Source organism: Burkholderia sp. 8Y (assembly GCF_902506145.1).
Taxonomy (GTDB): Bacteria; Pseudomonadota; Gammaproteobacteria; order Burkholderiales; family Burkholderiaceae; genus Caballeronia.
This window is the reverse complement of the sequence record NZ_LR733520.1, coordinates 62,100-86,213: the sequence shown is the minus strand read 5'-3', so window position 1 is coordinate 86,213 and position 24,114 is coordinate 62,100. Positions and strand designations below refer to the sequence as shown.

26 protein-coding genes and 1 tRNA gene are annotated in these 24,114 nt (G+C 63.7%); 15 read left to right on the top strand and 12 right to left on the bottom strand.

Going from position 1 to position 24,114, the window contains the following annotated elements; all coding sequences use genetic code 11:
* Positions 1-18 precede the first annotated feature (18 nt).
* A complete protein-coding gene (locus GV035_RS11060; protein WP_159835154.1) occupies positions 19-678 on the top strand; it encodes an LON peptidase substrate-binding domain-containing protein in 660 nt (219 codons plus the stop codon).
* Here GV035_RS11060 and mutY read toward each other — a convergent pair.
* Together mutY and mutM are read right to left on the bottom strand one after the other, a co-directional pair.
* Positions 675-1,736 carry an A/G-specific adenine glycosylase gene (mutY, locus tag GV035_RS11055; protein WP_159835153.1) on the bottom strand — a complete coding sequence of 354 codons (1,062 nt, stop codon included), beginning with the start codon at positions 1,734-1,736 and terminating at the stop codon, positions 675-677. The two genes, GV035_RS11060 and mutY, sit on opposite strands and share 4 nt — an antisense overlap.
* Before the next feature lie 5 nt (positions 1,737-1,741).
* Entirely contained in the window at positions 1,742-2,572 is an 831-nt protein-coding gene (gene mutM / locus GV035_RS11050) for a bifunctional DNA-formamidopyrimidine glycosylase/DNA-(apurinic or apyrimidinic site) lyase (RefSeq protein WP_159835152.1), read from the bottom strand.
* 84 nt (positions 2,573-2,656) lie between these two features.
* On the opposite strand from mutM, the gene GV035_RS11045 reads away from it, so the two are divergent.
* The 8 genes from GV035_RS11045 to hisC all read left to right on the top strand — a co-directional run bounded on the left by GV035_RS11045 (position 2,657) and on the right by hisC (position 9,817).
* Positions 2,657-4,513 carry a tetratricopeptide repeat protein gene (locus GV035_RS11045; protein ID WP_159835151.1) on the top strand — a complete coding sequence of 619 codons (1,857 nt, stop codon included), beginning with the start codon at positions 2,657-2,659 and terminating at the stop codon, positions 4,511-4,513.
* Entirely contained in the window at positions 4,513-5,148 is a 636-nt protein-coding gene (gene lolB, locus GV035_RS11040) for a lipoprotein insertase outer membrane protein LolB (RefSeq protein WP_159835150.1), read from the top strand. The genes GV035_RS11045 and lolB overlap by 1 nt, the downstream gene beginning before the upstream one ends.
* A gap of 18 nt (positions 5,149-5,166) precedes the next feature.
* Positions 5,167-6,048, top strand: coding sequence for a 4-(cytidine 5'-diphospho)-2-C-methyl-D-erythritol kinase (gene ispE, locus GV035_RS11035; RefSeq protein ID WP_159835149.1), 882 nt, complete (start codon positions 5,167-5,169; stop codon positions 6,046-6,048).
* 55 nt (positions 6,049-6,103) lie between these two features.
* A tRNA-Gln gene (locus tag GV035_RS11030) sits at positions 6,104-6,180 on the top strand.
* 48 nt (positions 6,181-6,228) lie between these two features.
* Positions 6,229-7,182, top strand: coding sequence for a ribose-phosphate pyrophosphokinase (locus GV035_RS11025; RefSeq protein ID WP_159835148.1), 954 nt, complete (start codon positions 6,229-6,231; stop codon positions 7,180-7,182).
* A gap of 147 nt (positions 7,183-7,329) precedes the next feature.
* Complete coding sequence (locus tag GV035_RS11020) at positions 7,330-7,947, top strand: 50S ribosomal protein L25/general stress protein Ctc (RefSeq protein ID WP_159835147.1); 618 nt, start codon at positions 7,330-7,332, stop codon at positions 7,945-7,947.
* Between the two features lie 175 nt (positions 7,948-8,122).
* The gene (gene pth, locus GV035_RS11015; protein WP_159835146.1) at positions 8,123-8,725 is read left to right on the top strand and encodes an aminoacyl-tRNA hydrolase; all 603 of its coding nucleotides are present in this window, start codon (positions 8,123-8,125) and stop codon (positions 8,723-8,725) included.
* Positions 8,726-8,746: 21 nt separating this feature from the next.
* Positions 8,747-9,817 carry a histidinol-phosphate transaminase gene (gene hisC, locus GV035_RS11010; protein WP_159835145.1) on the top strand — a complete coding sequence of 357 codons (1,071 nt, stop codon included), beginning with the start codon at positions 8,747-8,749 and terminating at the stop codon, positions 9,815-9,817.
* Between the two features lie 2 nt (positions 9,818-9,819).
* Here hisC and GV035_RS11005 read toward each other — a convergent pair whose 3' ends face one another.
* Positions 9,820-10,077, bottom strand: a complete 258-nt coding sequence (locus GV035_RS11005) for a YfhL family 4Fe-4S dicluster ferredoxin (protein WP_159835144.1) — start codon at positions 10,075-10,077, stop codon at positions 9,820-9,822.
* 284 nt (positions 10,078-10,361) lie between these two features.
* Here GV035_RS11005 and GV035_RS11000 point away from each other — a divergent pair, with 284 nt between their 5' ends.
* On the top strand, positions 10,362-10,514 hold the full coding sequence (locus GV035_RS11000) for a hypothetical protein (RefSeq protein WP_159835143.1): 153 nt from the start codon (positions 10,362-10,364) through the stop codon (positions 10,512-10,514).
* Between the two features lie 12 nt (positions 10,515-10,526).
* On the opposite strand, the gene GV035_RS10995 is transcribed toward GV035_RS11000, so the two are convergent.
* Complete coding sequence (locus tag GV035_RS10995; protein ID WP_159835142.1) at positions 10,527-11,096, bottom strand: hypothetical protein; 570 nt, start codon at positions 11,094-11,096, stop codon at positions 10,527-10,529.
* 94 nt (positions 11,097-11,190) lie between these two features.
* Between GV035_RS10995 and GV035_RS10990 the strand changes: the two genes are divergently transcribed.
* Entirely contained in the window at positions 11,191-11,541 is a 351-nt protein-coding gene (locus GV035_RS10990; RefSeq protein WP_159835141.1) for a winged helix-turn-helix domain-containing protein, read from the top strand.
* A 17-nt stretch (positions 11,542-11,558) separates the two neighbouring features.
* Here the strand turns inward: GV035_RS10990 and coaD are convergent, their stop codons facing one another.
* Both coaD and rsmD read right to left on the bottom strand, forming a co-directional pair.
* Positions 11,559-12,065 carry a pantetheine-phosphate adenylyltransferase gene (gene coaD / locus GV035_RS10985; protein WP_159835140.1) on the bottom strand — a complete coding sequence of 169 codons (507 nt, stop codon included), beginning with the start codon at positions 12,063-12,065 and terminating at the stop codon, positions 11,559-11,561.
* Between the two features lie 102 nt (positions 12,066-12,167).
* Positions 12,168-12,803 (bottom strand): 16S rRNA (guanine(966)-N(2))-methyltransferase RsmD, encoded by a 636-nt coding sequence (gene rsmD, locus GV035_RS10980; protein WP_159835139.1) that lies wholly within the window; start codon positions 12,801-12,803, stop codon positions 12,168-12,170.
* A 207-nt stretch (positions 12,804-13,010) separates the two neighbouring features.
* Here rsmD and ftsY point away from each other — a divergent pair, with 207 nt between their 5' ends.
* The gene (ftsY, locus tag GV035_RS10975) at positions 13,011-14,255 is read left to right on the top strand and encodes a signal recognition particle-docking protein FtsY (protein WP_159835138.1); all 1,245 of its coding nucleotides are present in this window, start codon (positions 13,011-13,013) and stop codon (positions 14,253-14,255) included.
* A gap of 224 nt (positions 14,256-14,479) precedes the next feature.
* On the opposite strand, the gene GV035_RS10970 is transcribed toward ftsY, so the two are convergent.
* Genes GV035_RS10970 through GV035_RS10960 form a run of 3 tightly spaced genes read right to left on the bottom strand, consistent with a single transcriptional unit; the run spans position 14,480 to position 16,467 of the window.
* On the bottom strand, positions 14,480-15,112 hold the full coding sequence (locus GV035_RS10970) for a LysE/ArgO family amino acid transporter (RefSeq protein WP_159835137.1): 633 nt from the start codon (positions 15,110-15,112) through the stop codon (positions 14,480-14,482).
* Positions 15,109-15,753: a maleylacetoacetate isomerase gene (gene maiA, locus GV035_RS10965; protein ID WP_159835136.1), complete on the bottom strand. Its 645-nt coding sequence runs from the start codon at positions 15,751-15,753 to the stop codon at positions 15,109-15,111. The genes GV035_RS10970 and maiA overlap by 4 nt, the downstream gene beginning before the upstream one ends.
* A gap of 15 nt (positions 15,754-15,768) precedes the next feature.
* A complete protein-coding gene (locus GV035_RS10960) occupies positions 15,769-16,467 on the bottom strand; it encodes a fumarylacetoacetate hydrolase family protein (protein WP_159835135.1) in 699 nt (232 codons plus the stop codon).
* 323 nt (positions 16,468-16,790) lie between these two features.
* Between GV035_RS10960 and ybiB the strand changes: the two genes are divergently transcribed.
* Positions 16,791-17,762: a DNA-binding protein YbiB gene (gene ybiB, locus GV035_RS10955; protein ID WP_159835134.1), complete on the top strand. Its 972-nt coding sequence runs from the start codon at positions 16,791-16,793 to the stop codon at positions 17,760-17,762.
* A 458-nt stretch (positions 17,763-18,220) separates the two neighbouring features.
* Entirely contained in the window at positions 18,221-19,873 is a 1,653-nt protein-coding gene (gene leuA, locus GV035_RS10950) for a 2-isopropylmalate synthase (RefSeq protein ID WP_159835133.1), read from the top strand.
* An 18-nt stretch (positions 19,874-19,891) separates the two neighbouring features.
* Here leuA and GV035_RS10945 read toward each other — a convergent pair whose 3' ends face one another.
* Together GV035_RS10945 and GV035_RS10940 are read right to left on the bottom strand one after the other, a co-directional pair.
* Positions 19,892-20,275 carry a nuclear transport factor 2 family protein gene (locus GV035_RS10945; protein WP_159835132.1) on the bottom strand — a complete coding sequence of 128 codons (384 nt, stop codon included), beginning with the start codon at positions 20,273-20,275 and terminating at the stop codon, positions 19,892-19,894.
* A gap of 45 nt (positions 20,276-20,320) precedes the next feature.
* On the bottom strand, positions 20,321-20,887 hold the full coding sequence (locus tag GV035_RS10940) for an acyloxyacyl hydrolase (RefSeq protein ID WP_159835131.1): 567 nt from the start codon (positions 20,885-20,887) through the stop codon (positions 20,321-20,323).
* A 351-nt stretch (positions 20,888-21,238) separates the two neighbouring features.
* Here GV035_RS10940 and rpoH point away from each other — a divergent pair, with 351 nt between their 5' ends.
* On the top strand, positions 21,239-22,174 hold the full coding sequence (gene rpoH / locus GV035_RS10935) for an RNA polymerase sigma factor RpoH (protein WP_159837818.1): 936 nt from the start codon (positions 21,239-21,241) through the stop codon (positions 22,172-22,174).
* Positions 22,175-22,320: 146 nt separating this feature from the next.
* On the opposite strand, the gene nagE is transcribed toward rpoH, so the two are convergent.
* Positions 22,321-24,102: an N-acetylglucosamine-specific PTS transporter subunit IIBC gene (gene nagE, locus GV035_RS10930; protein ID WP_159835130.1), complete on the bottom strand. Its 1,782-nt coding sequence runs from the start codon at positions 24,100-24,102 to the stop codon at positions 22,321-22,323.
* Positions 24,103-24,114: the final 12 nt, after the last annotated feature.

Sequence of the window (24,114 nt, the reverse complement as noted above, 5' to 3'; positions counted from 1 at the left end):
CCACTCTGGAGGGGTGCGATGTCCTCGAATCCCGCGAATCCTGCGAGTCGTGAAGCTTCGGTTCTGGCCGACTTGCCGCTGTTTCCGCTGCACACGGTTCTTTTCCCCGGCGGGCTTTTGCCGCTCAAAATTTTCGAGGCGCGCTATCTCGACATGGCGCGCGGCTGCCTGCGGGAAAACACGCCGTTCGGCGTGTGTCTCTTGAAGAGCGGGCACGAGATCGCGTCGCCCGGCGATCCGTCGGTGCCGGAGAGCGTGGGCTGCCTCGCTGAAATCATCGAATGCGATGTCGATACCTTCGGGCTGCTGCTCGTGCAGGCGCGCGGCACCGAGCGTTTCCGGCTGCTCTCGCATCGCGTGGAGGCGAGCAATCTACTCGTCGGCACAGCCGAGCTATATGGCGATGACCGGCCGCTGCAAGGCGCCGAGACGCTCGCCAAGTTCGGCGCGTGCGCGGAAGTGCTGGAGCGGATCATCGACGCGATCAAGACGCGCGAGCCCGAGAACCTGCCGTTTGTCGAGCCGTTCCTGCTGGACGATCCCACGTGGGTGTCGAACCGGCTCTCCGAAATCCTGCCGATTCCCATGCGCTCACGCCAAAAACTGATGGAACTGCTGGACGCGGGCGCGCGCATCGACGTGGTGCACCACTACATGCAGCATCATCAACTGCTTTAGAGCAGCGTGCCGGTCAGCGCGTCGAGCAGCTTGCGCACCGGCGCGGGCACGCCGAACGAATCGATGCGCGAAAGCGGCGCCCAGACGGTGCGCGCGTCCGTTGCCTCGGGTGGCGCGGCGTGCATTTCGCCGAGGCGCGGCTCGATATCCAGCTTGAAGTGCGTGAAGGTGTGCGAGAACGGCGCGAGACGCTGCAAGTCCGCGTCGCAGCCGTTGTCGTGCGCGACGACCGCGAGCGCCGCCTCGTCGGCCGCTTCGGGCAGGCTCCACAGGCCGCCCCAGATGCCCGTCGGCGGGCGCTTCTCCAGCAGGATCGAATCGCCGTCTTTCAGCACCAGCATCCACGTCTTGCGCGTCGGCACCGTCTTTTTCGGGCGCGCCGCCGGCAGTTCGCGCTGCCGCCCTTTGACATTCGCGACGCAATCGGATGCGAACGGACACCGCACGCAGTCCGGCTTGCCGCGCACGCAAAGCGTTGCGCCAAGGTCCATCAGCCCTTGCGTGTACGCGGTGACATCGTCTTTTTCGGCGGCGGCGGGCAACAGCGATTCAGCCAGCGTCCACATCGCGTTTTCGACGCGCTTCTCCCCCGGAAAGCCTTCCACGCCGAACACGCGGGCAAGCACGCGCTTCACGTTGCCGTCGAGAATCGTCGCGCGCGCGCCGAACGCGAACGACGCGATTGCCGCCGCCGTCGATCGGCCGATGCCGGGCAACGCCGCGAGTTCATCGACGGTCTGCGGAAACGCGCCGCCATGCTCGTGCGCCACGACTTGCGCGCAGCGATGCAAATTGCGGGCGCGCGAGTAATAGCCCAGGCCGGCCCACAGCGCCATCACGTCATCGATGGGCGCGTCCGCGAGCGCAGTCACGGTCGGAAAGCGGTCGAGAAAGCGCGCGTAGTACGGAATGACGGTCGTTACCTGCGTCTGCTGCAGCATGATTTCCGAAAGCCAGATGCGGTACGCGTCGCGCGTGTTCTGCCAAGGCAGATCGTGGCGGCCATGAATGCGTTGCCACGCGATCAGGCGCGCGGAGAAGTCGGTAAGTGCGAGCATCGGAATTAGCGTTGGCAGCGCGGGCAAAAGTAAGTCGAACGCTGACCCTGGACGATCTGGCGGATCGCCGTGCCGCAGACGTGGCAGGCCAGACCGGCGCGATCATAGACGAAGTAGTCGAGCTGGAAGTAGCCGGATTCGCCATTGCTGCCGACGAAATCGCGCAGCGTGCTGCCGCCTTTGTCGATGGCCGCCGCGAGCGTCACGCGCACCGCGTCCGCGAGCAGGTCATAGCGCACGAGCGAAATGCGGCCGGCGGCGGTCGTCGGCCGGATGCCCGCGCGAAAGAGGCTCTCCGACGCATAAATGTTCCCGACGCCCACGACGATACCGCCCGCGAGCAGCGCCTGCTTCACCGACACCTTCCGCCCGCGTGTCTCGCGAAACAGCAGCGCGCCCGAGAACTCCGGCGAGAACGGCTCCACGCCAAGATTCGCGAGCAGCGGATGAGCGAGCACGTCGCCGTCTTCGCGCGGATGCCAGAGCATCGCGCCGAAGCGGCGCGGATCGCGAAAACGCAGGATGAAGTCGTCGAAGACAAGATCGACGTGATCGTGCTTCGCGGCGTCCGGCGGCCGCGGCACGTTGCGCAGCACGCGCAGCGTCCCGGTCATTCCGAGATGGACGATCAGCCAGCCTTCGGCGGTTTCGAACAACAGATACTTGCCGCGCCGCTCGACCTTCTCGATTTTCAGATGCCCGAGCGTCTTCGCGAGATGCTTCGGGATGGGCCAGCGCAGCGCCGGCGTGCGTACGTCGACATGCTCGACGCGCCTTCCCGCGACGTAGGGTTCGATTCCCCGGCGGGTGACTTCGACTTCCGGAAGTTCGGGCATTTTCTGGAGAGAGACTTGCTTCAGCGGTTGTGCCGGTATTTTAGCGACCGCGTTACAATCGACCGAAACATCGTCTGGATTTCCATGAACTCGTTCGTCATGAAGCTGTTTGCGAAGCGTCAGGCCGGCTTGACGCAATCGTTCGCGATGCCAATGTCGCGCGCCGCCCGCGCGGTGGCGCTGGCACTCGCCGCGCTGGCGTTTGCGCCCGCGCACGCACAGTCGCCTAACGCGACACCCGTTCCGAGCGACGACGATTCCGCTGCCCAGACCGCCGCCGACGCGCTGACCGCGCCGGTCAGCGGCGCGGAGCAGCAAGACCTGCCGAACGTGGCGATGTCGAGCCAGATCGTGTTTCAGGTGCTGGCTGCCGAAGTCGCACTCCAGCGCGGACAAGCCGCGCCCGCTTTTCAGACGTATCTCTCGCTCGCCCGCGACACGCACGATCCGCGCTTCGCTCAGCGCGCGACCGAAATCGCCATCGCGGCGCAAAGCCCGAACGACGCGCTGACGTCGGCCCAGTTGTGGGAGCAGTTCGCGCCGCATTCGGAGCGCGCGGCGCAGTTGAGCGCATCGCTCATGATCGTGTCGGGCAAGCCCGACGACGCCAAGCCCACGCTCGCGCGCGAACTCGCGAAGGTGCCGCCCGAGCAGCGCGGTGAGGCGCTTCTTTCGCTGCAATCGCTGCTCGCGCGCGGTCCGAACCGCGTCGGCGGGCTCAACGTGCTGAAGGATCTCATCGCGAACGACCAGGATCGCCCGGAGGCGCAACTCGCGCTCGCGCGGCAGCAATTGCTCGCGGACGACCAGCCGGGCGCGAAGGCATCGCTCGAAAAGGCGCTGCAATTGCGGCCCGACTACCTGCCGGCTGCGTTGACGCTCGCGCGCATGGGACCGCAGGAGCGCGCGGAAGGCATCGCTTCGTTCGAGAAGTATCTGGACAAGAACCCGAAGTCGCATGATGCGCGGCTCGCGCTCGCGCAACTGTACCTGTCGTCCGACCGGCTCGACGACGCGCAAAAGCAGTTCGAGATCATGCGTAAGAACGACTCGAAGGACTTGACGCCATTGATGGCGCTCGCGCTCATCGACATCCAGAAGAAGCAGTTCGACAAGGCGAAGGACTACCTGAACCAGTACGCGAAGGCCGCGGAGAGCACGCCGGGCGCGGACCCGGGGCAGGCTTACATCTATCTTGCGCAGCTCGCGCTGGAGCAGAAAGACGAAGCGGCCGCCGCGCAATGGCTCGACAAGATTCCGCGCACGAGCCAGCAGTATTTGCCCGCGCAGATCACGCGTGCGCAACTGCTCGCCAAGCAAGGCAAGGTGGATGACGCCCGCGCGCTCATCAACAGTCTGCAAAGCTCCGATCCGCGCGATCTCGCGCTGCTCGCGCGCACCGACTCGGCGATTCTTTTCGAAGCGCATCGCTACACGGAAGCCGAAGATAATCTGGCGAAAGCGGTCGCCGCTTTCCCCGACGATCCCGACCTCGTGTACGACTACGCGATGGCCGCCGAAAAGAACGGCCACTACGACGTGATGGAAACGCAACTGCGCACGCTGATGCGCACGCAGCCGAACAATCCGCAGGCGTATAACGCGCTCGGCTATTCGCTCGTCGATCGCAATGTGCGGCTGGACGAAGCGGTGCACCTGATCGAGAAGGCGGTGTCGCTTGCGCCGAACGACGCGTTCATCATGGACAGCCTCGGCTGGGCGCGCTTCCGTCAGGGAAATGCAGCCGAAGCCGAGAAAATCCTCAAGAATGCTTACGACCTTCAGCCGAATGCCGAAATCGGCGCGCATCTCGGCGAAGTGCAGTGGAAGTCCGGTCAGCAGGATCAGGCGCGCGCCACTTGGCGGCAGGCGCAGAAGCTCGAACCGGGCAACGACACGCTCGTCAAAACGCTAAAACGACTTCAGGTAAACGATCTTTGATGGCACTTGACTTCTTCGTCGGCGCGAAGGGGATCGGGGTTCGACGCTGCGCGCTCGGATTCGCGGCGGCTGCCGCGCTCGTTCTCTCCGGCTGTGCGCTTCAGCCGCGCCTGCCGACCACATCGGAAGCCTCGACATCGCTTGCCACGCAGACGAGCCGCATGTATCACGGGCGCTTCGCGGTGCAGTACAACGATCAGAACGGCGTGCAGCGCAACGCCTATGGCAACTTCGACTGGCAGGAAACCGGCGATACGGTCACGCTTCAGTTGCGCAATCCGCTCGGGCAGACCATGGCGATCGTCACGTCGTCGCCTTCTCTCGCGACGCTCGAACTGCCGAACCGGCAGCCCCTCAACGCGGACAACGTCTCCGATTTGATGCAAAACGCGCTCGGCTTCGCGCTTCCCGTCGAAGGCTTGCGCTACTGGCTGCAGCCGTCGGCGGCGCCCAGTTCGCGCGCGCAGACGACGCTCGACCCCGAATCGGATAACGGCCGTCCCAAGGAGATCAAGCAGGACGGCTGGACGATCGACTATCTGGCCTATGCCGAACCGCCTGCGACCGGCGTCAAGCGCGTCAATCTCGCGCGCAGCGAGCCGCCGCTCGACATCAAGCTCGTCATCGACCAGTAACGCTTTCTCGCCTGCCGCATGTCTTCAATCAATGATTCGATGCGCGATTGCCTCGCGCCCGCGAAGCTGAATCTGTTCCTCCACATCACGGGCCGTCGCCCGGATGGCTATCACGCGTTGCAAACCGTCTTCCAGTTGCTCGACTGGGGCGACGTGCTGCACTTCACGCGCCGCGAAGATGCCGTGGTCACGCGCAAGACAGACGTGCCCGGCGTGGCCGAGGACGATGATCTCGTCGTGCGGGCCGCGCGGTTGCTCCAGAAGCACACGGGCAGCCGCTTTGGCGTCGAGATCGAGATCGACAAGCGTCTGCCGATGGGCGCGGGCCTGGGCGGAGGCAGTTCCGACGCGGCGACGACTCTTTTGGCGCTGAATCGTCTCTGGGGAGTTGACCTTTCGCGTGGAACTCTGCAGAATCTCGCCCTGCAACTCGGCGCGGACGTGCCGTTTTTTGTCTTCGGGCAAAATGCATTTGCGGAAGGTGTGGGCGAGGCGCTGCAGGCGGTGGAACTGCCGAAACGTTTCTTCCTGGTTGTCACACCCGATGTACACGTTCCGACCGCGGCGATTTTTTCCGAGAAAAGCTTGACACGGAATACGAAAGTCGCCACAATAATGGACTTTCTTGCACAGCAAAGGTCAGACACTAACTGGCCAGACAGCTTCGGTCGGAACGACATGCAGGCTGTAGTTGCAGGAAAGTACGCGGAAGTTGCAAAGGTGCTCGAGTGGTTTTCCAATCTCGCACCGGCGCGAATGACCGGATCTGGAGCAAGTGTGTTTGCCGCTTTCCCCAGCCAGGCCGAAGCGGAGTTGGCGCAAGCCAAGCTACCGGCAAGCTGGAGCAGTGTGGTGACAAGCAGTCTGGATTCTCATCCTCTCTTCGCTTTCGCGTCATAGATTTAGTTTTGTCGGGTATGTCCTACACTTCCCGGCAAGATTCAAGGTTAAGTGTAGGGGAGTCGCCAAGTTGGTCAAGGCACCGGATTTTGATTCCGGCATGCGAGGGTTCGAGTCCTTCCTCCCCTGCCATTCTTTTCTCGCGTTTTCCTCACGCCTCCAGCCGCAGACAGGTGCACGATGAGCAGTGACGGCCTGATGGTTTTTACTGGCAACGCGAATCCCGCGCTTGCTCAGGAAGTCGTCAAAATTCTTGGAATTCCTCTCGGCAAAGCGATGGTCAGCCGTTTCTCCGACGGCGAAATCATGGTCGAGATCCAGGAAAACGTTCGGGGCAAAGACGTCTTCGTTCTTCAGTCCACGTGTGCACCGACGAACGATAACCTGATGGAACTCATGATCATGGTCGATGCGCTCAAGCGCGCATCCGCAGGCCGGATCACCGCAGCCATCCCCTACTTCGGCTATGCGCGTCAGGACCGCCGTCCGCGTTCCGCGCGCGTCGCTATCTCGGCGAAGGTCGTCGCGAACATGCTGGAAATTGCCGGCGTCGATCGCGTGATCACCATGGACCTTCACGCCGACCAGATTCAAGGTTTCTTCGACATCCCCGTCGACAACATCTACGCCACGCCCGTTCTGCTCGGCGATCTGCGCAAGCAGAACCATGATCATCTGCTGATCGTGTCGCCGGACGTCGGCGGCGTCGTGCGCGCTCGCGCACTCGCCAAGCAGATGAACACCGATCTGGCGATCATCGACAAGCGTCGTCCGAAGGCGAACGTCGCCGAGGTGATGAATGTCATCGGTGAAGTCGAAGGCCGCACGTGCGTCATCATGGACGACATGGTCGATACCGCCGGCACGCTGTGCAAGGCTGCGCAAGTGCTGAAGGATCGCGGCGCGAAGCAGGTCTTCGCCTACGCGACGCACCCGGTGCTATCGGGCGGCGCGGCGGAGCGCCTTTCGGCGTCGCAACTGGACGAGCTCGTCGTCACGGACACCATTCCGCTGTCGGCCGAATCGCTGGCATGTTCGAAGATTCGTCCGCTGTCGAGCGCAGGTCTCCTCGCGGAGACGTTCTCGCGCATCCGGCGCGGCGACTCGGTGATGTCACTCTTCGCCGAAGGCTAAAGCATTGGCAACACACGCGAGGCTCACGCTTCGCGTTCTTGCATGATCGGCGCGAACGTACGAAGGTTCGCGCCGTTTGTCATGGGATCGTCGCTTTTGATGATCCCGGTTTCCCTGCCTGGTCGCGGGCAGTTATAGGAGTTTCAAATGAAAGTCGTCGCTTTCGAGCGTAGCAAGCAAGGTACGGGTGCGAGCCGCCGCCTGCGTAACTCGGGCAAGACCCCGGGTATCGTGTATGGCGGTGCTGCGGACGTTCAACTGGTCGAACTCGACCACAACGCCCTGTGGCACGCCCTGAAGAAGGAAGTGTTCCATTCGTCGATTCTCGACCTGGAAGTCGCTGGCAACTCGCAACAAGTGCTGCTGCGCGACGTGCAATATCACCCGTTCAAGCAACTGGTGCTGCACGTGGATTTCCAGCGCGTCGATGCGACGAAGAAGCTGCACACCAAGGTGCCGCTGCACTTCATGAATCAGGAATCGAATCCGGCCGTGAAGCTGTCGGGCGCCGTGATCTCGCACGTCGTCACCGAACTGGAAGTGGAATGCCTGCCGGGCGACCTGCCGGAATTCCTCGAAATCGATCTGGCGAAGATCGAAGCCGGCCAGACGATGCACGCGAAGGACATTCCGCTGCCGAAGGGCGTCGCGCTGACCGCGCACGTCGAGGCGGAAAACCCGGTGGTGGCATCGGCAACCGTGCCGGCTGCGAAGCAGTCCGACGCGGCAGGCGACGCAGCGGAAGGCGAAACGCCGGCTGCCTGAGCTGCCTAAGCTGCCTAAGCTGCCTAAGCTGCCTAAGCTGCCTAGGGTGCCTAACGGCGCTGCAGTATCCTCTCGATCCGTTCACAGAACGGTCGACGTGACCCGCCGGTGTGCAAGCCCCGGCGGGTTTTTTTTCGCATGACAACACGCGGGCTGCGGCTCGCGACGATTCGACATGATCAAGCTGATCGTTGGCCTCGGCAATCCCGGCGCCGAATATACGGCGACGCGCCATAACGCGGGCTTCTGGTTCGTCGATCAACTGGCGCGCGATGCCGGCGCGACATTGCGCGACGAACGGCGTTTTCACGGCCACTACGGCAAAGGGCGTCTGCATGGCCACGAGATTCATCTTCTCGAACCGCAGACGTTCATGAACCGCTCCGGCCAGTCGGTTGTCGCGGTCGCGCAGTTCTTCAAGATCCTGCCCGACGAGATTCTCGTGGCGCACGACGAGCTCGACCTTCCGCCCGGCACCGTCAAGATGAAGCTCGGCGGCGGCAGCGGTGGCCACAACGGGCTGAAGGACATCTCGGCGCATCTGTCGTCGCAGCAGTATTGGCGCTTGCGCATCGGCATCGGGCATCCACGCGATCTGATTCCCGATGGCGCGCGGGCGGGCGCGAAGCCCGACGTCGCCAATTTCGTGCTCAAGCCGCCGCGACGCGAGGAGCAGGACGTCATCGAGCAGTCGATCGAACGCGCGCTCGCCGTCATGCCTTTCGTCGTCGCGGGCGAAGCTGAACGCGCGATGATGAACCTGCACCGCAATCCCTGACCACGAAATCTGGAGCCCGCCGTGAGCCGTTTCTGGAGCGATATCGTTCATCGTCTGACGCCGTATGTGCCGGGCGAGCAACCCGCGCTGACGCATCCGATCAAGCTGAACACGAACGAGAATCCGTATCCGCCTTCGCCGCGCGTGGTGGAAGCGATCCGCCGCGAACTCGGCGACGATGGCGCATCGCTGCGCAAGTATCCGGACCCGACGGCCCGCGCGCTGCGCGAGGCGGTGGCGGCGCATCACGGCGTGCGCGTCGAGCAGGTTTTCGCGGGTAACGGTTCGGACGAAGTCCTCGCGCACGCCTTTCAGGCGCTGCTCAAGCGCGACATGCCCATCCGTTTCCCGGATATCACATACAGCTTCTACCCGGTCTACGCGCAGCTCTACGGCGTCGCGTACGAAACGGTTCCGCTGGATGCCGATTTCGCGATCGATATCGACGCCTATCGCGCGCCGAACGGCGGCGTGCTGCTGCCGAATCCGAACGCGCCGACCGGCCGCGCCCTGCCGCTCGCGGACATCGAAGCGTTGTTGAAGGCGAATGCGGACGTGCCGGTCATCATCGATGAGGCGTATGTCGATTTCGGCGCGCAATCGGCCGTGGGTCTCATCGACGCTTATCCGAATCTGCTCGTGGTGCAGACGACGTCGAAGGCGCGCTCGCTCGCGGGCATGCGCGTCGGCTTCGCGTTCGGCGATGCGGCGTTGATCGAAGGGCTGACGCGCGTGAAGGACAGTTTCAACTCGTATCCGCTCGACCGGCTTGCACAAGCGGCGGCGCTCGCGTCATACGAAGACCGCGCGTGGTTCGAAGAATGCTGCGCGAAGGTCGTGGCGAGCCGCGAAAAGCTGAACGCGCAGTTGAAAAGCATGGGATTCGACGTGGTGCCGTCGGCAGCCAACTTCGTGTTCGCGAAGCATCCGGCTCATGATGCCGCCGCGCTCGCCGCCGCACTTCGGCAACGCGAGATTTTCGTGCGGCATTTCAGGCTGCCGCGCATCGACCAGCATCTGCGCATTTCCATTGGCACGGACGCGGAATGTGATGCGCTTACGGCGTCGCTCGGAGAACTGATCGACGGTTAGGGTTATCGGCCCTTTGCCGCCATCAACGCGTGATACTTCGTCAGCAATTGCTCCGGCGTTTCGACGTGCGCCGGATCGCGCGGAATGCACTCGACCGGGCAGACCTGCTGGCATTGCGGTTCATCGAAATGGCCGACGCATTCCGTGCACTTGTTCGGATCGATCACGTAGATGTCCGTACCCATCGAAATGGCGTCATTGGGGCACTCGGGCTCGCAGACGTCGCAGTTGATGCACTCGTCGGTGATGATCAGGGACATGTCGCAGCCCGCTTTTCGTTAAAAAACAAGCGATTATAGCTCCGCGGCGCGCCGATTGCCGACGTGCGCCGCCGACGATATCGCGCCAGGCGCTGAATTTCCACCAAGTATTGCCGTAAACCAGCAATGAACAATGCGTGCCCGTCGCGCGACCCTTTCGATATAGTTTTTATATCGATGTCAGCGGAATTTCATCACTGTTTGAGCGACTTATGCTTGCGCTTCCCGGCCTGGTTGGGTGCTTTTCGCTGCTTCTGGTCTGCGTGACATGCCGCCAGCCGGGAGTGAGACTCTTCACCGTCATCACGTTGTCGAATCGCAAACGCACGCTCACGGCGTTGGGCAGCACGCTCTATCTCGTCTGCTGGGTGTTTTGCGTCGTGGTCATCGCGCTGTCTCTCTTGTACCCGAGCGCGTTCATGCATCACGCGGGATAACGGCGACGCGCACTATTCTTCGAGCCGTCCGCCGCGAGGCACGCCGTTTCTGAATAGCATGGCCAGTAACGCTTTTGCCGCGTACAGCACGATCAACGCGCCAGCGAGATCGCCTGCGACCATCACGAAGAATCGCTCGACGATATTCTGCGTGTCCCCTCGCAGCGCGAACCAGATGTGATGCAGAAGCGGATTCGCGATGGAATACGCGAGCGCGAGGATCAGCAGACGGTTCGCGGTGAGATTCGCCAAGGACGCCTTGAGCCCGTACCACTCTCTCGCGAGCCGATACACCGCATAAGGCGCCACCGTCGCGATGATGCCGCCGGCGAACGAGCGCACCGGGTCGTGCGGAAAGAAGTAGAAGAAGTCGACGAGCCAGCTCGCGATCAGCAAGCCGAGCGCGCCGTCGCTGCCGAGGAGCAGCGTGCTCAGCAGCCTGACGCCCGACGGCAGATAGATCCAGTTGACGCCCCGGACGAACTCGGTGTGCGCGAAGACGCGTTCGTTGAGCCATAGAGACAGCACGAACACGGCCGCAGTGCCGATCACGGAGACGACGTGCAAGCGCAGATTGGACATGGGAGTAAAATGGCCGCCACCCGTTGTTATCGGGTTGCATCTTAGCTCACGCGGTTGATCCCGAGCGAGCCGTCACACTGGACGATGCACAGGCATGACCCGCCCTGCCGATATCTATCTCCGATTCCTTCAGCTTGCCGAGGCGCTGCGCGGCCTGCCCGCGCTCGATCCGCTGGAAGAGCGCATCCTCGACTTCGTCGCGCGCATGAGCCAGCAAAAAGAGCGGCTCTCCGTGCGAGACATGATGGCGCAACACCAGTTCGGATCGCCCGCGACGCTGCACGCGCGCATCACGTCGATGCGCGAGAAAGGCTGGATCGTCCTGACCGATACCGAAGACGCGCGCCGCAAGCAGATCGAGCTGACGCCCGGCGCGCTACGCCATTTCGACAAGCTCGCTGAAGCCTTCGTCAAGGCAGCGAACAAGGACAGCGCGCCGAAGTAACCGGCCCGCACTTGCGCTCACGGCGCGGCGGCATCCTTTTGAGGCGCGCCCGCGACCTTGTCGATCAGCCGCTTCTCGACCGAAGGAAACACGAACTTGCTGACGTCGCCGCCGAGTTGCGCGATCTCGCGCACGATGGTGCCGGAGATGAACTGGTACTGATCGGACGGCGTCATGAACATGGTCTCGACGTCGGGCAACAGATAGCGGTTCATGCCGGCCATCTGAAACTCGTATTCGAAGTCCGACACGGCGCGCAAACCGCGCACGATCACGCGCGCATTGTTCTTGCGCACGAAGTCCTTCAGTAGCCCGGTGAAGCTGCTCACCTGTACGTTCGGATAATGCCCGAGGACGTCATGCGCGATATCGAGCCGCTCTTGCAGCGTGAAAAACGGCTTCTTCGCGCGGCTGTCGGCCACGCCCACGACCAGCGTATCGAAAATGCTCGATGCGCGCCGCACGATGTCTTCATGCCCGCGCGTCAGCGGGTCGAATGTTCCCGGGTACACGGCGACAACCATGAGCTTCTCCTCTTTTATTGACTTCGGGCCGCGTGGGCGCGACCGCCATTTCCGCTCGATACCCCTTCCGATACGCCTCGGCGCCCGGATGCGGCAGGCGCATTATTCCTCATTTTGGCGGCGCAGCAAATGATACCGAACGGCGCCCGCCTTGCCTTCCCGCGCCACGATCCAGCCCGCTAACGCTTCGATGGCGGCGGGCTCCAGCGGCTCGCCGCATTCGACGTAAATGGCGCCATCCGGCGCGGCGAGCGGCGCCGCGAGTTCGAGCGCGCGCGCGAGCAGCGCCTGATCGCCGAACGGAGGATCGAGAAAGATCACGTCGAACGATCCGGGTGCGAGGCCAGCGGCGAGCCGGAGCGCATCCGCTTCGGCGATTTCGATGTTGCGCGCGGCGAGCCGGTCCTGATTTGCGCGAAGTTGCGCGGCGGCGCGCGCGCTGCGCTCGACCATCAGCACGCGCGACGCACCACGCGACGCGGCTTCGAATCCGAGCGCGCCACTCCCGGCGAACAGGTCGAGACAACGCTGCCCGTCGAGATCCTGGCCGAGCCAGTTGAAAAGCGTCTCGCGCACGCGATCCGGCGTGGGACGCAGACCTTCGAGATCGAGCACGGGCAGCGGCGTGCGCTTCCAGTTGCCGCCGATGATGCGGATGGTATGCGGCTTGCCGCTGTGCGAAGGCGCGCGGCGAGAGGTGGCCGAAGCGGCCGGGCGTGATGCGGAGGAACGGGGCATAAAAGGAGCGTTGGAATCGGACGCGCGCGCTTCGAATGAGCGGCGCGTGTAATGAGAGCCAACGTTACCACAGGCGGCTGGCGCACAAGCGCATCAGGCCACGCCTGATAAAATACGCGGCTTACTTCTTCCTGCGCGGGCCATCGCGCGGCGTTCTTCTTCGAGCGCGCCGGCCGTCGAAAGACGCGCGCATCATCGTCCGAGATCATGTTCAGCTTCTTCAAACGATTCAAAAAGCCGGCTGACGCGCCGCTCGACCCATCCGCCGAGGACACGCCCGAAGCCGTCGAGGACGAAGAAGCGTCCGCTCCCATCATCGAGGCCGAACTGGAGCGCGAGCCCGCCGTCGACGCTGCGATTCCGTCCGAAGCGCCGTCTGCGGAACCGGAGCAGGAACCGGAGCCCGAACAGCCGCACGCGCCCGCGCAGCCCGCGGCGAGTGAGGAAGCCAAGCCGTATTGGCAAGGCCGCACGCAATCGCAGTGGCTCCGCGCGCCGGAAACCGACGAGGCGAGCGAAGAAGTCCTGCCGCCGCCCGAACCCGACGCCGCCGCGAAGAAGTCGTGGCTCTCGCGGCTAAGGAACGGTCTTTCGAAGACGAGTTCCAGCCTGACCGGCATCTTCGTCGGCGCGAAGATCGACGAAGACCTGTACGAAGAACTCGAAACCGCGCTGCTCATGTCCGACGCGGGCGTCGACGCGACCGAATTCCTGCTCGAATCGCTGCGCGAGAAGGTACGCGCCGACCGGCTGACGGACGCTTCACAGGTGAAGGCTGCGTTGCGTACCCTGCTCGTCGATTTGCTGCGTCCGCTCGAGAAGTCGCTGATGCTCGGCCGCGCTCAGCCGCTCGTGATGATGATCGCGGGCGTGAACGGCGTCGGCAAGACGACGAGCATCGGCAAGCTGGCGAAGCATCTGCAGAGCTTCAACCAGTCGGTGCTGCTTGCTGCCGGCGACACGTTCCGCGCCGCCGCCCGCGAACAGCTCACCGTCTGGGGCGAGCGCAACAACGTGACGGTGATCGCGCAGGAAAGCGGCGATGCGGCCGCCGTCATTTTCGACGCGGTCGGCGCGGCGCGCGCCCGCAAGATCGACGTGATGATGGCCGACACGGCCGGCCGTCTGCCGACGCAGCTGCATCTGATGGAAGAACTGCGCAAGGTGCGCCGCGTGATCGCGAAAGCCATGCCGGACGCGCCGCACGAAGTGCTGCTCGTGATCGACGCAAACACGGGTCAGAACGCGCTCGCGCAAGTGAAGGCGTTCGACGATGCGCTCGGCTTGACCGGCCTGATCGTCACCAAACTCGACGGCACGGCGAAAGGCGGCATTCTCGCGGCAATCGCGCGGCAGCGGCCGATTCCGGTGTACTTCATCGGCGTGGGCGAGAAAGTCGAGGACTTGCAGCCGTTCAAGGCGGACGAATTCGCCGACGCGTTGCTCGGCTGATCTTTGCGAGGAAAAAAGGGCGTTCGCGAGGCGCCCTTTTTCTTTCCGTCGCGGACGCTGAACCGCTCTTCGCATCGTCCGAGCGGAACGGCGAGTCAGCCGTTGTGTTCATGGGCGATGAGACGGTCGACATACTGCGGAGCGTTTACCGTCGGCTAAGTCGGCTCGTGTAACCGGGCGATTCATCGAACCAGTTCGTTGGCCACATCCCGTAGCCGGACTCCTCAGCGCGAAAACACCAGCGCCCCGGCGATCCACCACATGACGCAGCCGACGATCACGTCGAGCACGCGCCACGACACGTCCTTCTCGAACCACGGCTCCAAGAGACGCGCGCCATAGCCGAGCGCCGTGAACCAGACGATCGACGAGCACATCGCGCCCGCCGCGAACCACGCGTTGCCCGGCCAAGCGTGCCGCGCGCCGATGCCGCCCAGCAGCACGACCGTATCCAGATAAACGTGCGGATTCAGCAGCGAGAGCGCGAGCACGGTGGACGCCGCCGCTAGCGCCGTCTGCGAATCGCCGTCGGAGGCGTTCAGATGCCCGGGACCGCGCCACGCCGCGATGAACGCACGCAGCCCGTAGAGGAACAGGAAGACCGCGCCCGCCCAACGAATCACGTCGAGCAGAAACGGCGCGCGCGCGATGAGCGCGCCCATCCCGCCGACACCGAGCGCGATCAACATCACGTCGATAAACGCGCAGATCGCCACCACGATGCCCACGTGGCGGCGCTTGAGCCCCTGCCGCAGCACGAACGCATTCTGCGCGCCGATCGCGACGATCAGGCTCGCTCCCAGTCCCGCACCCGACAAGTAACTCGACAGGGCTCCCGCAGATACGGCCGCCGTCATTCGGCGTCCGGCTGCTGCGCGGGGGCGGCGCGCATGAAGCCGTCGATCTGGTTCGCGGAATCGGCGATACGCGCGATGGTCGGATAAGGCGCGAGATCGATGCCGAAGCGCCGCGCGTTGAACACCTGCGGCACGATGCAGAGATCGGCGATGGTCGGCGTGTCGCCGAACGTCAGCGTGCCGACGCGCGAATCCGCCGCGAGCCGCTTTTCGAGCGATTCGAAGCCCGTCTCGACCCAATGCCGGTACCACGCGTCCTTCGCCTCGTCCGGCACTTTCACCTGATGCTTGAGGTACTTCAGCACGCGCAGGTTATCGAGCGGATGAATCTCGCACGCGACCTGCAACGCCACCGACCGGACGAACGCGCGGTCCGACGCGCCGCGCGGCAAAAGCGGCGGCTCGGGATGCGTCTCGTCGAGATATTCGATGATCGCGAGCGATTGCGTGAGCACGTCGCCGTCAACGACCAGCGTCGGCACGATGCCGTCCGGATTCAGCGCGCGATAGTCGGGCTTCAATTGCACGCCGCCCTCGCGCAGCAGATGAACGGCCTCATACTCGTAGTCGAGGCCCTTCAGATTCAGCGCGATCCGCACGCGATACGCCGCCGAGCTTCGAAAATAGCTGTAGAGCTTCATTGTCCGCACGCCGCCTCAGACCACGCGCACGGAGAATTCGCCGATGCCGTCCACGCCGCCCTTCAGCAAGTCGCCCTTCACGACCGCGCCGACGCCTTCGGGCGTGCCGGTGAAGATGAGATCGCCGGGGAAGAGCTCGAAGAGCGTCGACAGATACGCCACCGTCTCGCCGACCGACCAGATCAGTTGCGAAATGTCCGAACGCTGCTTTTCCTCACCGTTGACGGTGAGCCAGATCGCGCTCTTTTCCAGATGGCCGACCGTCGACACCGGATGAATCGGGCCGAGCGGCGCCGAATGATCGAAGCCCTTCGCGGTATCCCACGGACGGCCGAGCTTCTTCGCTTCGGCTTGCAGGTCGCGACGTGTCATGTCGAGGCCGAGCGCATAGCCGTACACGTAGTCGAGACCCTTTTCGGCGGGAATGTCCTTGCCCTGCTTGCCGATGGCCGCGACCAGTTCCATTTCGAAGTGCAGATTTTTGGTCTGCGGCGGATACGGAAATTCGCCGGTGGAACCCGGCGCGACGTACAACACGGCATCGGCGGGCTTGCTGAAGAAGAACGGCGGCTCGCGGTCGGGATCGTGGCCCATTTCCCGCGCATGCGCTTCGTAGTTGCGCCCGACGCAGTAAATGCGGCGCACGGGAAATTGCTCGTTCGAACCCGCGACCGGAACGGCCGTCGCCGGCGCCGGGGGAAACACGTAAGTCATCCCGCTCTCCTGTTTGGTGTTATTCGATAGCCGGCGCATTGAACGCATTGAACGCTATGAACGCATCGGGCGCTCGCAGCCGACCGCAAAAGCGAGTGTAACGTGCCCGCGCGAATCGTGGCGAGCCTTGTCCGGCGCGGGCGTGCGAGCTTTCGCCTGCCCTGCGGCAATCCTTCGGACCGCCGCGAAATTTCATCGGACGCCTTTCCCCGAACTTGCAAGCGGCGCTTAAATGCGATACTGAGTGTCATGACCGCATCTCAACCCGCGACGGCGCCGCTCAGGACCACGGAAATGAAACGCCCGCTTTGCGCACGCTTCCGATGACCGACACTCCACCTCCTTCTTTCTCCTGCGCGCGCTATATCAAGGAAATCGGGCGCGGCCCGAACGGCGCCCGTGCGCTGTCGCGTGACGATACCTATTCGCTCTATGAAGCCATGCTCGATGGCCGCGTCTCTGACCTCGAACTCGGCGCGGTGCTGCTCGCGTATCGCGTGAAGGGCGAGACTGCCGCCGAGCTCGCCGCGATGCTCGCGGCGGCGCATCGCTCGTTCGAGCCGCTGCACGTGCAGGAAGGCCGCGAGCACGCGCGGCCCGTGTCGATTCCGAGCTACAACGGCGCGCGCAAGCAGCCGAACCTCACGCCGCTTCTTGCGCTGTTGCTCGCGCGCGAAGGCGTGCCGGTGCTGGTGCATGGCGTCGTCGACGATCCGGGCCGCGTGACGAGCGCCGCGATCTTCGCGGAAGTGGGTATTCCGCACGCCGCGTCGCCCGATGAGATCGAAGACAGCCTCGCCTCGCGCCGCCTCGCGTTCGCGCCGATAACATCGCTTGCGCCGAAGCTCGCGCGGCTACTGGACCTTCGGCGCGTGATGGGCGTGCGCAATTCGACGCATACGCTCGTCAAGATTCTTCAGCCGTTCGCGGAGCCGGGCCTGCGGCTCGTCAACTACACGCACCCGGAGTATCGCGACAGCCTGACCACGCTCTTCACCGAACATCCGGAGGCGGCGCAGGGCGGCGCGCTGCTCGCGCGCGGCACCGAAGGCGAGGCGGTCGCCGACATGCGCCGCCAGGTGCAGATCGACTGGTTCCACGACGGCCACGCCGAGACGCTCGTCTCGGCCGAGCGTTCGCAGGCGGATGCGCCCGCCGTCGAGCTGCCCGAATCGCTGGATGCCGCGACCACCGCGCGCTGGATCGAAGACGTGATGCGGGGCGACGTGCCCGTGCCGCCCGCCATCGCGCGACAGGTGGAACTGATCGCCGAGGTCGTGCGCCGGCCGCTATAGCCAGCCAACGCTTTCGCCGCCGCAATAGGAAAATCCGCATTTGACACGTTCTTCAACGCTGGTTTACAGTAGGCAAATGCGTTTCGCCCAAGTCTCCTCCCTCCGAATTATTTCGGGCCGCCTAGCGCGGCCCCTATCGCTACGTCTAGCGTAAGTCGCCAGACGTAGCGACGCGCGTCGCCAGGCGCGCGCTCCTGCCAGCCGTTCCCGCAGTTCCTTCCTTACCACCTTGTAGTCGTCAGTGTTTCGTTCGCGCATCCCGCGAAACGAAATCGCGAGGGTCACATGCACGCTGCTTCGCGCACGTTCACGTTGGTCACAGGCGTCGCCGTCGCCGGTGCGCAATGGGACCGTGCGCGCGGCCTGGCCTTTCGTGCATCGCGCCACAGCCGGCCAGCCGCCGGCGACAGCCGCTCTCGCAGGCGCTACGCAAACCGTCCTGAAAGAGATCGACGATCATGATGCCGAGCCCCGCCGAGAAATACCGCCCGTTCCCGCAAGTCCGTCTTCATGGCCGACGCTGGCCGAATCGCACGATCGAGAAAGCGCCCATCTGGATGAGCACCGATCTGCGCGACGGCAACCAGTCGCTGATCGAACCGATGGGCATCGCAGCGAAGCTCGAATTCTTCGAGATGCTGGTGGCGACGGGTTTCAAGGAAATCGAGGTGGGCTTTCCGTCGGCGTCGCAGACGGATTTCGACTTCGTGCGCAAGCTGATCGACGAGAAGCGCATTCCCGACGACGTCACCATCGAAGTGCTCGTGCAGTCGCGGCGCGAGCTGATCGAGCGCACGTTCGAAGCGGTCGAAGGCGCGAGCAAGGTCATCGTGCATCTCTATAACGCGATCGCGCCGTCGTTTCGCCGGATCGTGTTCGATCAGTCGAAGGAAGACGTGAAGGCGCTTGCCGTCGTTGGCACGCGCATCATCAAGGAATGCGCGGCGGCGCGGCCGGACACGCACTGGATCTACCAGTATTCGCCCGAGACGTTCAGCATGACGGAACTGCCATTCGCGCGTGAAGTGTGCGACGCGGTCGCGCAAGTCTGGCGTCCGACGCCAGATCACAAGATGATCGTCAATCTCCCGGCGACGGTGGAATCCGCCACGCCGAATGTCTTCGCCGACCAGATCGAATGGATGGACCGCAACATGGGCTATCGCGACAGCATCGTGCTCTCGGTGCATCCGCACAACGATCGCGGCACGGCGGTCGCGGCGGCGGAACTCGCGCTGCTCGCGGGCGCGGATCGCGTGGAAGGCTGTCTTTTCGGCAACGGCGAGCGCACGGGCAACGTCGATCTCGTCACGCTCGCGCTCAATCTCTACACGCAGGGCGTCGATCCCGGTCTCGACTTTTCGGACATCGACGCGGTGCGGCGCGTCGTCGAACGCTGCAATCAGCTTCCGGTGCATCCGCGCCATCCGTACGCGGGCGATCTCGTGTTCACCGCGTTTTCCGGTTCGCATCAGGACGCCATCCGGAAGGGCTTCGCGCAGCGCGTGCCCGGCACGCCGTGGGAAGTGCCATATCTGCCGATCGATCCCGCCGATCTCGGCCGCAGCTACGACGCCGTGATTCGCGTGAACAGCCAATCGGGCAAGGGCGGCGCGACGTATCTGCTCGAACGCGGGCTGGGGTTCACGCCGCCGCGCCGCGTGCAGATCGAGTTCAGTCATGCGGTGCAGGCGGTCGCGGACGAATCGGGCGAGGAAATCAGCGGCGAAGCCCTCTGCGCCCTCTTCAAACGCGAATACTTCGACGCGGGCGGGCCGGTTTCGCGCGTCGACGCGGCGGCGCTTTCGGTCTTCGGACGAAACATCGCGATGCCGCCCGCTTCGAGCGCCGCGAGCGAGGAGCATTACGCGCAGTCGGTCGCATCGAGCCTGGACGTCGGCGCGAGCGCGAACTGGTTCGAATCGACGGTGACGGCGAACGGCGAGACCGTGGTCTTCGTGGGCTGCCGCGTCGCCGACGAACCGATGCGCTTCGGCGTCGCGGTGCATGCGAACCCAGCGCTCGCGGTCGTCGATGCAGTCGTGAGCGCGGTGAATCGCTCAAAGGGAATCGCGCGGAAGATTCAAGAGGACGAGGCGGTCGAAGCCTGACGATGCGGCGGCGGCGCGCTATTCCAGCGCCACGCGCGTCGCCTGAAGCGCGAGCAGTTGCCACTGGCCGCCGGTCTGCACGTGAATCGCCGTGTAGGCAATGGGAAAGAGCAGCGCGCCGTTCTTCGATTCCATCTCGACCAGCGCGCGCCCCGACACGAGACAGGTCTCGGGGCCGGCGGACACCACGTCTTGCGTCTGGATCTCGATCTGGCGATAGCGGCGGCGCCCGGCGGTGATCGCGTCGATGAACTGACGCTTCGTCTCGCGCTTGCCGTTGGTGTGGACGTAGCTGACGTTCTCGGCCAGCAGCGCCTCGAGCGCGGCACCGTCGCTCTCGACCATCGCCCGGAAACGGTCGCGCTCTAGGCCGCGGATGGCCTCAAAGGTTCTTGCCGGCATCTGTCGGTCCCCCTTGTGTCGGGGAACCGATGCGCCGGGGCCCCGTCAGAAGTTGTATTGCAGATATAGCTGGCTGAAATTTATACCAGGATTCGGCTCTTTGATACTCGCGTTCGAAAGATGCTGGAAGCGAAAACCGGCCTGGTAGTTCTGCTTCTCGCCGAAGATCGCACCCACGCCGACCATATCGGCGAACTGGAACGCAGTGGACACCGTGAAGTTTTCCGTGATGCGCGTGTGCGACAGCAGCCGCACGCCGACGCCCGCCTCGAAGAACGGCCGAATATAGCCTGAGCTTTTCACGAAACGCAGCACTGGTGTCACGCCGAATTCCCAGATGTTCGGATTTACCGCGTTGCTTTCCTTGGTATGCCAGTAGGCGACGTGTCCTTCGCCGAGCAGCGTGAAGTGAAAGCCGCCGATTTCCCACCATGTCAGATCGGGATCCCAAACCACGCCGAGATCCGCTTTCTTGAAGTCGTGATTCGCGACCCCGCCTGCTATCTGAAGACCGAAACGGTCGGCATGCGCCACCGCCGAAACAAGACCGAGCGAAAGAGCGATGGCGCCGTGAGACAAAAAACTGCGCCAAAGAGCTTGGTTTTTCTGCATGAGCGCCTCATATGAGGGTGTGGTTGTCCCGCCGAGCGGTTGTCGGCGCATTGTATTTCCGCTGACATATATTTGCACAATCCAGCGTTTCTCGTCCGTTTGATTGAATAATCCGTTGCTTTCCCCTGTGATTTCGGTAATTCATTCGATCAAACGCGTTTCTCCGGTAATTTCGGCTTGTTCTTCAGGTCTTGCCGCCTATCAGACCCACAAAATCGATAGTTATGTGGGAACTCTCACACGTCGTTCCCCTCTAACACTTAGCACTCAGATGAACGGAGTGCTAATATCGTGACTGGCCTGCCGCCGCCCTTGCGGCCGCAGGCGTTTGTTGACAAGGAGCTTATGAGCGTGACCAATGCGATGACCCTTCCGAATGTTGTAGGCTCGGCACCTGCCAAGGCATCTTCGGCAGGCGCGCTGACGTACGCACAGTCGTCGATGCTGACCGGCCAGATCGGCAACATCGATTCCTACATACAAGCAGTGAACCGTATTCCGATGCTTTCGCCGGCGGAGGAACGTCAGTACGCCACCGAATTTCGCGAGCACGGCAACCTGAACGCGGCGCGGCAGCTCGTTCTGTCGCACCTGCGTCTCGTCGTGTCCATCGCCCGCAACTATCTGGGCTACGGCCTGCCGCATGCGGACCTGATCCAGGAAGGCAATATCGGTCTGATGAAGGCCGTGAAGCGGTTCGACCCTGAGCAAAACGTGCGCCTCGTGTCGTACGCCATGCACTGGATCAAGGCCGAGATTCACGAGTACATCCTGCGCAACTGGCGCATGGTGAAGGTCGCGACGACCAAGGCGCAGCGCAAACTGTTCTTCAACCTGCGCAGTCACAAGACCGGTCACGCGGCGTTCACGCCGGACGAGATCGAGGGCTTGGCGAGCGAACTGAATGTGAAGCGCGAGGAAGTCGCGGAGATGGAAACGCGGCTGTCGGGCGGCGACATCGCGCTGGAAGGCCAGGTGGAAGACGGCGAGGAAGCGTTCGCACCGATCGCCTATCTGGCGGACTCGCATAACGAGCCGACGAACGTGATCGCCTCGCGCCAGTTCGACAAGCTGCAAAGCGACGGCCTTTCGACGGCACTGGAATCGCTCGACGAACGCAGCCGCCGCATTATCAAGGCGCGCTGGCTTGACGTGCAGGACGACGGATCGGGCGGCAAGACGCTGCACGAACTGGCCGACGAGTTCGGCGTGTCGGCGGAGCGCATTCGCCAGATCGAGGCGAGCGCGATGAAGAAGATGCGTACCGCGCTGCACGATTACGCGTAACGCCGCGGCGAAACGGTCGCCAGTGTGTTCGAACCCCGTTGTCGAAAGACAGCGGGGTTTTTGTTTGCCTGAGCACGCGCGCCGGAAATAAAAACGGCGCCCGAAGGCGCCGTTTCCATGAACAACCGCTTAACTCATCACGCGCATCAGGCCGGCATCGGCGCTGCGCCGCCGCCATTGCCCGCGAGACGCGTGGCCATCTGCGCCGCGTACCGCTGCGCCGCCGAGCCGACGACGATGTGGAACGTATCCGCCGACACCCACGCGACATCCAGTTGCGACAGACGCTGACGATCCACCGACGACGGATCACGCACGACCACGCGCAGGCGCGTCTGCGCGACCGCATCGAGCGAAACGACGTTCGTCGCGCCGCCGAACACCGCCAGCCAGCGCAGCGGGTCCGGATCGAGCGGGCCCGCCGTCTGATCGGCAACGCCTGCCGCCGCAACCGCGGGCTGCGCAGGAGCCGACGATGCGGGCGTCGCGCCGCGCGTCGACGAATGCTCGAGTTCGCCGCGAATTTCATCGGCGATCAGGTCCGCTTCCGGTCCAATGATGACCTGCACATTCGTCGAGCCGCGCTTCAACACCCCGCGCGCGCCGATGGTCTTCAGTTGCGGCTCCGACACCGCGCCGGTATCCACCACCGACAGACGCAGACGCGTCGTGCAGGCATCGACGAGCGTCAGGTTCGACGCGCCGCCCAGCGCCGCGATGTACTTCGCTGCGCGCGTGCTTGCCGCTGCCGGCGCGACGTTGCCCGGCGCGAAACCGCCGACGGGCGTGGCATCCGTTTGCGCGTCGGTCGTGGCCGGCTCGCGGCCCGGCGTCGCCATGTTGAACTTGCGGATGAAGAAGCGGAACAGGCCGTAATACACGATGCCGTACACGAGGCCGATCGGAATCGCCAGCCAGCCGCGCTGCGACAGGCCGTAGTTCAGCACGTAGTCGATCGCGCCAGCCGAAAACGTGAAGCCGAGGTGAATGCCGAGCGCCGAGCAGATCGCGAGCGACAGGCCCGTCAGCACCGCGTGGATGCCGTAGAGAACCGGCGCGAGGAACATGAAGCTGTATTCGATCGGCTCGGTCACGCCCGTGAGGAACGCGGTCAGCGCCATGGAGAACAGCAGGCCGCCGACGACCGCGCGGCGCTCCTTCGGTGCTTCATGGAACATGGCGAGACACGCAGCGGGCAAGCCGAACATCATGATCGGGAAGAAGCCGGTCATGAAGCCACCCGCCGTCTTGTCGCCCGCGAAGAAGCGATGCAGGTCGCCGTGTACGACCGCGCCGCCATCGGGCGGGGTGAACGACCCGAAGACGAACCATGCGAGCGAGTTGATGATGTGATGCAGGCCCGTCACCAGCAAAATGCGGTTCAGGACGCCGAACACGAACGTGCCGAGCGCGCCGGCCGTCGTCAGCCACGTGCCGGCTGCGTCGATGCCGGACTGCACCGGCTGCCAGACGTACCCCAGCACAATGCCGATAAACAGACACGCGACGCCCGTGACAATCGGCACGAACCGCTTGCCGCCGAAGAACGCCAGATACTCGGGCAGCTTGATGTCCTTGAAGCGGTTGTACATGTACCCCGCGACCATACCCGCGATGATCCCCGACAACACGCCCATGTTGAGCTTGTCGTTGATGTCCTTCATCACGGCGGTTTCGATCAGATAGCCGATGGCGCCAGCGAGACCCGCCGTGCCGTTGTTGTCCTTCGCGAAGCCCACCGCCACGCCGATTGCGAAGAGAAGCGGCAGGTTCGAGAAGATTGCGTCGCCCGCGTCGGCGATCATCTTGATGTTGAAGACATCGGGCTGGCCTAGACGCAACAGCAGGCCGGCCACCGGTAAAACGGCAATCGGCAGCATCAGGGCGCGGCCTAGGCGCTGCATCTTTGCAAACGGGTTAGCGTCCATCGGGGGTTCTCC

Coding starts and splice junctions, on each gene's coding strand:
- GV035_RS10990 (WP_159835141.1), top strand. CDS start 11,191: ATGACCCGCCCTGCCGATATCTATCTCCGATTCCTTCAGCTTGCCGAG.
- ftsY (WP_159835138.1), top strand. CDS start 13,011: ATGTTCAGCTTCTTCAAACGATTCAAAAAGCCGGCTGACGCGCCGCTC.
- coaD (WP_159835140.1), bottom strand. CDS start 12,065: ATGGTTGTCGCCGTGTACCCGGGAACATTCGACCCGCTGACGCGCGGG.
- pth (WP_159835146.1), top strand. CDS start 8,123: ATGATCAAGCTGATCGTTGGCCTCGGCAATCCCGGCGCCGAATATACG.
- GV035_RS10960 (WP_159835135.1), bottom strand. CDS start 16,467: ATGACTTACGTGTTTCCCCCGGCGCCGGCGACGGCCGTTCCGGTCGCG.
- rsmD (WP_159835139.1), bottom strand. CDS start 12,803: ATGCCCCGTTCCTCCGCATCACGCCCGGCCGCTTCGGCCACCTCTCGC.
- mutY (WP_159835153.1), bottom strand. CDS start 1,736: ATGCTCGCACTTACCGACTTCTCCGCGCGCCTGATCGCGTGGCAACGC.
- nagE (WP_159835130.1), bottom strand. CDS start 24,102: ATGGACGCTAACCCGTTTGCAAAGATGCAGCGCCTAGGCCGCGCCCTG.
- GV035_RS11025 (WP_159835148.1), top strand. CDS start 6,229: ATGAGCAGTGACGGCCTGATGGTTTTTACTGGCAACGCGAATCCCGCG.
- leuA (WP_159835133.1), top strand. CDS start 18,221: ATGATGCCGAGCCCCGCCGAGAAATACCGCCCGTTCCCGCAAGTCCGT.
- mutM (WP_159835152.1), bottom strand. CDS start 2,572: ATGCCCGAACTTCCGGAAGTCGAAGTCACCCGCCGGGGAATCGAACCC.
- lolB (WP_159835150.1), top strand. CDS start 4,513: ATGGCACTTGACTTCTTCGTCGGCGCGAAGGGGATCGGGGTTCGACGC.
- GV035_RS10970 (WP_159835137.1), bottom strand. CDS start 15,112: ATGACGGCGGCCGTATCTGCGGGAGCCCTGTCGAGTTACTTGTCGGGT.
- GV035_RS10995 (WP_159835142.1), bottom strand. CDS start 11,096: ATGTCCAATCTGCGCTTGCACGTCGTCTCCGTGATCGGCACTGCGGCC.
- GV035_RS11005 (WP_159835144.1), bottom strand. CDS start 10,077: ATGTCCCTGATCATCACCGACGAGTGCATCAACTGCGACGTCTGCGAG.
- ispE (WP_159835149.1), top strand. CDS start 5,167: ATGTCTTCAATCAATGATTCGATGCGCGATTGCCTCGCGCCCGCGAAG.
- GV035_RS10940 (WP_159835131.1), bottom strand. CDS start 20,887: ATGCAGAAAAACCAAGCTCTTTGGCGCAGTTTTTTGTCTCACGGCGCC.
- maiA (WP_159835136.1), bottom strand. CDS start 15,753: ATGAAGCTCTACAGCTATTTTCGAAGCTCGGCGGCGTATCGCGTGCGG.
- ybiB (WP_159835134.1), top strand. CDS start 16,791: ATGACCGACACTCCACCTCCTTCTTTCTCCTGCGCGCGCTATATCAAG.
- GV035_RS11060 (WP_159835154.1), top strand. CDS start 19: ATGTCCTCGAATCCCGCGAATCCTGCGAGTCGTGAAGCTTCGGTTCTG.
- GV035_RS10945 (WP_159835132.1), bottom strand. CDS start 20,275: ATGCCGGCAAGAACCTTTGAGGCCATCCGCGGCCTAGAGCGCGACCGT.
- GV035_RS11045 (WP_159835151.1), top strand. CDS start 2,657: ATGAACTCGTTCGTCATGAAGCTGTTTGCGAAGCGTCAGGCCGGCTTG.
- GV035_RS11020 (WP_159835147.1), top strand. CDS start 7,330: ATGAAAGTCGTCGCTTTCGAGCGTAGCAAGCAAGGTACGGGTGCGAGC.